Below are 8,370 nucleotides of genomic sequence, written 5' to 3' on the forward strand. Positions count from 1 at the left end.
GGCCCGCGGCGGCCCCGGCGCGGTGTGCGAAGCGTCACAGGTCGGCTGCAGTCCCGCCCCGATATCGGGTGAAACCGCGGGGCTGTCCGTGGCGGCTCGTACACTCACCTGCGTGGATACGACCCTTCAGGACCCGCTTGTCGGGCAGGTGCTCGACGGCCGCTATCGCGTCGACGCGCGGATCGCGGTCGGCGGGATGGCCACGGTCTACCGGGCCCTGGACACCCGCCTGGACCGTGTGCTCGCGCTGAAGGTGATGCACCCGGCGCTGGCGGCCGACGGTTCCTTCGTCGAGCGGTTCATCCGCGAGGCGAAGTCCGTGGCCCGGCTCGCGCACCCCAACGTCGTGCAGGTCTTCGACCAGGGCACCGACGGGTCGTACGTCTATCTCGCCATGGAGTACGTCGCCGGCTGCACCCTGCGGGACGTCCTGCGCGAGCGCGGGGCGCTGCAGCCGCGCGCCGCCCTGGACATCCTGGAGCCGGTGCTCGCCGCGCTGGGCGCCGCGCACCGCGCCGGGTTCGTGCACCGGGACATGAAGCCCGAGAACGTGCTGATCGGGGACGACGGACGGGTCAAGGTCGCCGACTTCGGGCTCGTCCGGTCCGTCGACACCGTCACCAGCACCACCGGGACGCTGCTCGGCACCGTCTCCTACCTCGCGCCGGAACAGATCGCGGACGGCGCCGCCGACCCCCGGGTCGACGTGTACGCGTGCGGTGTCGTGTTCTACGAGATGCTGACCGGTGAGAAGCCGCACGACGGGGACTCCGCCGCCGTGGTGCTCTACAAGCACCTCCACGAGGACGTACCCCCGCCCTCGGCCGCCGTGCCGGGGCTGCCTCACCAGCTGGACGAGCTGGTGGCCTCGGCGACCGCGCGCGATGTCGGCGTCCGCCCGTACGACGCGGTGGCGCTGCTGGCGCGGGTCCACGTGGTGCGCGGCATGCTCGGCGAGGAACAGCTGGACGCGGAGCCGCCGCGCGCGATCACGTCCGGCCACACCCGCGCCGAGGACCGCACGAGCGTGATCCCGCGGACGCTGACCGTGCGCCCGCTGCCCGTCGACGAGGACTACGACGCGACGGCCGGGAAGGAGGCGCAGTTCAACCGCACCAGCCGGCTGGAGAGCCCGCCCCCGCTCCCGCCGCGCCGCCGCTCCCGGCCCCGGCGCGGACTCGTCACCCTGATCGCCGCCGTGCTGCTGGCCCTGGGCGTCGGGGCGGGCGTCTGGTACATCAACTCCGGTCAGTTCACCACCGTCCCCGCGGTGCTGGGGCAGGCCGAGGCCAGGGCGAAGAGCCGGCTGGAGGCGGCCGGGCTGGAGGCCGGCACGTCCAAGCACGACTACAGCGACACCGTGAAGCGCGGCACGGTCATCACGACCGACCCGGCCCCGCGCAGCCGTATCCGCGACCACGACACCGTGACGCTGACCATCTCCGACGGCCCGGAGACCGTGCGGGTGCCGGACCTGGAGGGCGTCCGTCTCGACGAGGCGAGGAGCCGGCTGCGCAAGGACGGGCTGGCACCGGGCATGGTGACCCGCGACTTCAGCGACGAGGTCGACAGGGGGTCCGTGATCAGCACGGAGCCGGGCACGGGCACGACACGGCACGCGGGCTCGGCGATCGCGCTCGTCGTCAGCAAGGGCAGCCCGGTGGACGTCCCCGACGTCACCGGCGAGAGCCTCGACGAGGCGCGCGCCGACCTGGACGAGGCGGGCCTGAAGGTGAAGGTGTCCGCCGGGCAGGTCACCTCCGACTTCGACAAGGGCCAGGTCGCCCGGCAGACCCCGGCGGACGGCAGCGAGGCCGCCGAGGGCGACACGGTGACGCTGACGCTGTCCAAGGGACCGGAGATGGTCGAGGTCCCGGACGTCGTCGGGGACAGCGTGGACGACGCGAAGTCGGCCCTCGAGGACGCCGGCTTCGAGGTGGACGAGAACCGGGGACTGCTCGGGCTGTTCGGCGACACCGTCAAGAGCCAGTCCGTGGAGGGCGGGGAGACGGCCCCGAAGGGGTCCACGATCAGCATCAAGATCAGGTGACCGGGCACTCCCGTGCCCATGACACCCTGAACGGGTGAAGAGCCAGCAACCCGGTCCGTCCCGGAACCCCGTCGGCGGCCACATCCCCGTGGCCGGCGGCCTGCACTCGGTGGGCCTGTCCTACGCCCGTGAACTCGGGGCCGAGACCGTGCAGGTCTTCGTCGCCAACCCGCGCGGCTGGGCCACGCCCGCCGGCAACCCGCGGCAGGACGAGGCGTTCCGCGCGGGGTGCGAGGCGGAGTCGATCCCGGCCTACGTGCACGCCCCGTACCTGATCAACTTCGGTTCGCACACCGAGGCGACGGTGGAGAACTCGGTCACCTCGCTGCGGCACTCGCTGCGCCGGGGGCGGGCGATCGGCGCCCGGGGCGTGGTCGTGCACACCGGGAGCGCGACCGGCGGCCGGGAGCGGTCCGTGGCACTCAAGCAGGTGCGGGAGCACCTGCTGCCGCTGCTGGAGGAGCTCACCCACGACGACGATCCGTACCTCCTGCTGGAGTCGACCGCCGGTCAGGGCTCCTCGCTCTGCTCCCGCACCTGGGACTTCGGGCCGTACTTCGAGGCGCTGGACGCCCATCCCAGACTGGGCGTGTGCCTGGACACGTGTCACATCTTCGCGGCCGGGCACGACCTGACCGGGCCGGACGGCATGCACCGGACGCTGGACCTGCTGGTGGACACGGTCGGCGAGGGCCGGCTGCGGCTCATCCACGCCAACGACTCCAAGGACGTGGCCGGCGCGCACAAGGACCGGCACGAGAACATCGGCGCCGGCCACATCGGCGAGGACCCGTTCCGGGCGCTGTTCACCCACCCGGCCACGGCCGGCGTACCGCTGGTCATCGAGACGCCCGGGGGCCGGGAGGGGCACGCGGCGGACGTGGAGCGGCTGAAGAAGCTGCGGGACGGCTGACCGCGCGGGCGGGTCAGAGCTCGGGACCCTCGCCGGGCTCCTCCTGGTAGGAGTACCGCTGCTCCCGCCAGGGGTCGCCGACGTTGTGATAGCCGCGCTCCTCCCAGAAGCCGCGGCGGTCGGCGGTCATGTACTCCACACCGCGGACCCACTTGGGGCCCTTCCAGGCGTACAGGTGGGGGACGACCAGGCGGAGCGGGAAGCCGTGCTCGGCGGTCAGCAGCTCGCCGTCCTTGTGGGTGGCGAAGATCGTGTGGTCGGAGGCGAAGTCCGACAGCCGCAGGTTCGAGCTGAAGCCGTACTCCGCCCACACCATCACATGGGTGACACCGGGTGCGGGCGGGGCGGTCTCCAGGATCGTGCGGGCCGGGATGCCGCCCCACTCGGCGCCGACCATGCTGAACTTCGTGACGCAGTGCAGGTCGGCCAGGACCGTGGCGTGGGGCAGCGCCGTGAACTCGTCGTGGGTCCAGCAGCGCTTCTCACCGTCGGCGGTGGCGCCGAAGACCCGGAACTCCCAGCGCTCGGGCCGGAACTTGGGGACCGGGCCGTAGTGGGTGACCGGCCAGCCGCGCTGCAGGCGTTGCCCCGGTGGAAGCTCGGAGTGTGCCGCTGCTCCCGACTCACGCTCCACCGGCTGACCCATGACCCCATCCTGACAGACCGGGGGCGGTGCGCCGGACCGGCCCCTTCCCCATCCGGGCAATTCAGACTAAGCCTGCACTTACTTACTAAGTGAACACTTACTGGACGATCTTCATGACCGATGCAATCATGCGGCGCAATCTGCCAGTTCCCCCCGGTTGGAAGGAGCCTCCGCCATGCAGGGCGACCCCGAGGTCATCGAATTCCTCAACGAGCAGCTGACCGCCGAGCTCACCGCGATCAACCAGTACTTCCTGCACGCCAAGATGCAGGAGAACTTCGGCTGGACGAAGCTCGCGAAGTACACGCGGCACGAGTCGTTCGACGAGATGAAGCACGCGGAGCTGCTGACCGACCGGATCCTCTTCCTGGAGGGACTGCCGAACTACCAGCGGCTCTTCCACGTGCGGGTGGGTCAGACCGTCCGTGAGATGTTCGAGGCGGACCGGCAGGTCGAGGTCGAGGCGATCGACCGGCTCAGGCGGGGCATCGAGGTGATGCGCGGCAAGGGCGACATCACGTCCGCGAACATCTTCGAGTCGATCCTCGCCGACGAGGAACACCACATCGACTACCTGGACACCCAGCTGGAACTGCTGGAGAAGCTCGGCGAGGCGCTGTACATCGCGCAGCTGATCGAGCAGCCGGAGAGCTGAGTCCCCGGGGGAGATCAGGCCGCCTCGTCCAGTTCGTCGAGGTCCCCGAGGGTGGCCGGGACCGGCTGCCCCTGGTCGGCGAGGTCGCGGCGCGGGCGGGCGTCGCGCCCCAGCAGCGCCTGGATGCGGCGGACGCACGAACCGCAGTCCGTGCCGGCCTTGCAGACCGAGGCTATCTGGCGGGGGGTGCAGGCACCGCCCTCCGCGTGCCGCTTCACCTGCGTCTCGGTCACACCGAAACAGCTGCAGACGTACACGCGGTTCACCTCCCCGACGGGATCGACAGGCCGTGCCGTACCGAAAGGGCCAGGCGCCCGTTGATCGGTGAGGCAAACCTAACCTTACCCGGCGCTCAGGAGCCGCAAAAGTGGGTGGGCGCGGATCGTATGTGATCCGCGCCCCACTTCACGCCGGTGTAACAGGTGCCCCGGTCACTGGTCCCTGTACATCTCCGCCACGAGGAACGCCAGGTCCAGGGACTGGCTGCGGTTCAGGCGCGGGTCGCAGGCCGTCTCGTAGCGCTGGTGCAGGTCGTCGACGAAGATCTCGTCGCCGCCACCCACGCACTCGGTGACATCGTCGCCGGTCAGCTCCACGTGGATGCCGCCCGGGTGGGTGCCGAGGCCCTTGTGGACCTCGAAGAACCCCTTGACCTCGTCCAGCACGTCGTCGAAGCGACGGGTCTTGTGACCGGAGGCCGCCTCGAAGGTGTTGCCGTGCATCGGGTCGGTGATCCAGGCCACCGTGGCGCCGGAGGCGGTGACCTTCTCCACCAGCTCGGGCAGCTTGTCACGGACCTTGTCCGCGCCCATCCGCACGATGAACGTCAGCCGGCCCGGCTCACGCTCCGGGTCGAGACGCTCGATGTACTGCAGCGCCTCCTCGGCCGTGGTCGTCGGGCCCAGCTTGATGCCGACCGGGTTGCTGATCCGCGAGGCGAACTCGATGTGCGCGCCGTCCAGCTGACGGGTGCGCTCACCGATCCACACCATGTGGCCCGACACGTCGTACAGGCGGCCGGTGCGCGAGTCGACCCTGGTCAGCGCCGACTCGTAGTCCAGGAGCAGCGCCTCGTGGGAGGCGTAGAACTCGACGGTCTTGAACTCCTCCGGGTCCGCCCCGCAGGCGTGCATGAAGTTCAGCGCCTGGTCGATCTCGCGGGCGAGCTGCTCGTAGCGCTGCCCGGACGGCGAGGACCTCACGAAGTCCTGGTTCCAGGCGTGCACCTGGCGCAGGTCGGCGTAGCCGCCGGTGGTGAAGGCGCGCACCAGGTTGAGCGTGGAGGCGGAGGCGTTGTACATCCGCTTCAGGCGCTCGGGGTCCGGGACGCGGGCCGTCTCGTTGAACTCGAAGCCGTTGACCGAGTCGCCGCGGTAGGTCGGCAGGGTCACGCCGTCGCGGGTCTCGGTGTTCTTCGAGCGCGGCTTGGAGTACTGGCCGGCGATCCGGCCGACCTTCACCACCGGCACCGAGCCGGCGTACGTCAGCACGGCCCCCATCTGCAGCAGCGTCTTGAGCTTGTTGCGGATGTGGTCGGCGGACACCGCGTCGAAGGCCTCGGCGCAGTCGCCGCCCTGGAGCAGGAACGCCTCTCCCTTGGCGACGGCCGCCAACCGGGCACGCAGCTGGTCGCACTCGCCCGCGAAGACGAGCGGCGGATACGACTCGAGGTCCGCGATCACTGCGCGCAGAGCCTCGGTGTCGGGGTACTCGGGCTGCTGCGCCGCGGGCAGGTCTCGCCAGGTGTTGCCAGCGCTGGCGCTGGTCTTAGCGTTCACGGTCACGCCCTCAACATTACGGGGTCGTGTCGGGTCGTTTTCTCCCGGCTCGACAGGTGAGACGGTGCCGTGCTCACCTGTCGACACCGCCGGTGTGGGGTACTCTCCCTGCCATGTTCGCGCACTCGACCCAGAACTGGTGGTGGACCGTCCCTCCGGCGGCCCACTGACTGCGCGTACGCACGACTTCGCGAAGGCCGCCCGAGGGGCGGCCTTCGGTGTGTCCGGGACCTCTTTTCCCGGACCGGGCCGTCCCTCCTCCGAACGATCACACCGATCATGACGATCACGAGGGAAGAGGAACGATGGACCTGACAGGTCTCCTCGACGACGACCGCCCGTTCGCCCTGCTGCGCCGCCGGACCCCCGGCCACGACCACGATCTGGTCGAGCTCCTGCTCGGGCCGGTCACCGCCTGCGACCGGCTCGCCGACCTTCCCGACGAGTGCCTGGCCCTCGTCCCCTTCCGGCAGATCCGCGAGCGCGGCTTCGACGTCCGCGACGACGGCACCCCGCTGCTGGCGCTGACCCCCGAGGAGCGGTACGCGTTCCCGCTCGCCGAGGCCCTCACGCGGCTGCCGGCCCATGACGTACGGGTCGAGGACGGCGGTTTCGACGTGCCGGACGAGGAGTACGCGCGGATCGTGGACCGCGTGCTGCGGGAGGAGATCGGGCGGGGCGAGGGCGCGAACTTCGTGATCCGGCGGACCTACGAGGGCCGTATCGCCGGGTTCGGACGCGCCGACGCGCTGGCCCTGTTCCGGCGGCTGCTGGTCGGCGAGCGGGGCGCGTACTGGACCTTCGTCGTGCACACCGGCGACCGGACCCTGGTCGGCGCGAGCCCCGAGGTACACGTCCGGATGTCCGGCGGGACCGTCGTGATGAACCCGATCAGCGGGACGTACCGCTATCCGGCCGGTGGGCCGACGCCCGAGCACCTCCTGGAGTTCCTCGGCGACGGCAAGGAGATCGAGGAGCTCTCCATGGTCGTCGACGAGGAACTGAAGATGATGTGCACGGTCGGCGACCGGGGCGGGGTCGTGGTGGGGCCGCGGCTGAAGGAGATGGCCCACCTCGCGCACACCGAGTACGAGCTGCGGGGCCGGTCCTCGCTGGACGTGCGCGAGGTGCTGAAGGAGACCATGTTCGCCGCCACCGTCACCGGCTCCCCCGTGCAGAACGCCTGCCGGGTCATCGAGCGGCACGAGCCCGTCGGGCGGGACGGTGCCGGGCGCGGGTACTACGCGGGCGCGCTCGCGCTGATCGGGCGGCACGCCGGCGGCGGGGACGCGGAAGCCGGGGCCGCGCAGACGCTCGACTCGCCGATCCTCATCCGTACCGCCGACATCGACGCGGAAGGGCGGCTGCGGGTGCCGGTCGGCGCCACCCTCGTGCGGGGTTCCGACCCGGACGCGGAGGTGGCCGAGACGCACGCCAAGGCGGCGGGGGTGCTGGCGGCGCTCGGCGTCCGGCCGCGGCGACCGCGCGAGGAGGGCGTACGGCCGCGACTGGCCGACGATCCACGGGTGCGGGCCGCACTGGACGGGCGCCGGGCCTCCCTCGCGCCGTTCTGGATGCGGATGCAGGAGCGGTCGGACGCCCTGACGGGCCACGCGCTGGTCGTCGACGGGGAGGACACCTTCACGGCGATGCTCGCCCACGTCCTGCGGTCGAACGGGCTGGAGGTGACCGTCCGGCGCTACGACGAGCCGGGGCTGCGTGAGGCGGTGCTCGCGCACGCGGGACCGGTGGTGCTGGGGCCCGGCCCCGGGGACCCGTCCGACACGGCCGACCCGAAGATGCGGTTCCTGCGCGCGCTGACCGGCGAGGTGATCCGCGGCCACGTGCACGGGGTCCTCGGCGTGTGCCTCGGGCACGAGCTGATCGCGGCGGAGCTGGGCCTGGAGATCGTACGCAAGGAGGTTCCCTACCAGGGGGCGCAGACGGAGATCGATCTGTTCGGGCGCGGGGAGACCGTCGGCTTCTACAACAGCTTCGTCGCGCACTGCGACGAGGGGGCGGCCGCGGAGCTGGCCGCGCACGGCGTGGAGGTCGCCCGTGACGCGAGCGGTGAGGTGCACGCGCTGCGCGGGCCCGGGTTCGCGGGGGTGCAGTTCCATCCGGAGTCGGTCCTCACGCTGAACGGCACCGCGGTCGTGCGGGAGCTGGTCGGCCGGCTGTGCGCCCCGCAGGCGCTCACCCGGCGGCGGTCCGCCGGGTAGCGGGGCCGGGTCCCGGGGGGGGGGGGGGGGGGGGGGGGGGGGGGGGGGGGGGGGGGGGGGGGGGGGGGGGGGGGGGGGGGGGGGGGGGGGGGGGGGGGGGGGGGGG

General features: G+C 71.7%; 8 protein-coding genes. 5 read left to right on the forward strand and 3 right to left on the reverse strand.

The features are described from left to right. Positions 1-112: 112 nt before the first annotated feature. Together pknB and AC07AZ_RS20135 are read left to right on the forward strand one after the other, a co-directional pair. A complete protein-coding gene (pknB, locus tag AC07AZ_RS20130) occupies positions 113-2,050 on the forward strand; it encodes a Stk1 family PASTA domain-containing Ser/Thr kinase (protein ID WP_478849528.1) in 1,938 nt (645 codons plus the stop codon). 34 nt (positions 2,051-2,084) lie between these two features. After that, entirely contained in the window at positions 2,085-2,963 is an 879-nt protein-coding gene (locus AC07AZ_RS20135; protein WP_478849530.1) for a deoxyribonuclease IV, read from the forward strand. Positions 2,964-2,976: 13 nt separating this feature from the next. Here AC07AZ_RS20135 and AC07AZ_RS20140 read toward each other — a convergent pair whose 3' ends face one another. Then, a complete protein-coding gene (locus AC07AZ_RS20140; protein ID WP_478849532.1) occupies positions 2,977-3,609 on the reverse strand; it encodes a sulfite oxidase-like oxidoreductase in 633 nt (210 codons plus the stop codon). Between the two features lie 175 nt (positions 3,610-3,784). On the opposite strand from AC07AZ_RS20140, the gene bfr reads away from it, so the two are divergent. Then, positions 3,785-4,264, forward strand: a complete 480-nt coding sequence (bfr, locus tag AC07AZ_RS20145) for a bacterioferritin (protein WP_478849534.1) — start codon at positions 3,785-3,787, stop codon at positions 4,262-4,264. Between the two features lie 14 nt (positions 4,265-4,278). Here bfr and AC07AZ_RS20150 read toward each other — a convergent pair whose 3' ends face one another. Together AC07AZ_RS20150 and AC07AZ_RS20155 are read right to left on the reverse strand one after the other, a co-directional pair. Continuing rightward, positions 4,279-4,530, reverse strand: a complete 252-nt coding sequence (locus AC07AZ_RS20150; RefSeq protein ID WP_478849535.1) for a (2Fe-2S)-binding protein — start codon at positions 4,528-4,530, stop codon at positions 4,279-4,281. 165 nt (positions 4,531-4,695) lie between these two features. Then, positions 4,696-6,048: a class II 3-deoxy-7-phosphoheptulonate synthase gene (locus AC07AZ_RS20155; protein ID WP_478849537.1), complete on the reverse strand. Its 1,353-nt coding sequence runs from the start codon at positions 6,046-6,048 to the stop codon at positions 4,696-4,698. Between the two features lie 107 nt (positions 6,049-6,155). Here AC07AZ_RS20155 and AC07AZ_RS20160 point away from each other — a divergent pair, with 107 nt between their 5' ends. Continuing rightward, entirely contained in the window at positions 6,156-6,212 is a 57-nt protein-coding gene (locus AC07AZ_RS20160) for a trp operon leader peptide (protein ID WP_356046409.1), read from the forward strand. A gap of 135 nt (positions 6,213-6,347) precedes the next feature. Further along, positions 6,348-8,264 (forward strand): anthranilate synthase family protein, encoded by a 1,917-nt coding sequence (locus tag AC07AZ_RS20165; protein ID WP_478849539.1) that lies wholly within the window; start codon positions 6,348-6,350, stop codon positions 8,262-8,264. Positions 8,265-8,370 lie beyond the last annotated feature (106 nt).

The sequence above is a fragment of the Streptomyces sp. NPDC043878 genome (assembly GCF_056435735.1).

Excerpts from the sequence above, each read along its gene's own strand:
- bfr (WP_478849534.1), top strand. The coding sequence starts at position 3,785 with ATGCAGGGCGACCCCGAGGTCATCGAATTCCTCAACGAGCAGCTGACC.
- AC07AZ_RS20165 (WP_478849539.1), top strand. The coding sequence starts at position 6,348 with ATGGACCTGACAGGTCTCCTCGACGACGACCGCCCGTTCGCCCTGCTG.
- AC07AZ_RS20140 (WP_478849532.1), bottom strand. The coding sequence starts at position 3,609 with ATGGGTCAGCCGGTGGAGCGTGAGTCGGGAGCAGCGGCACACTCCGAG.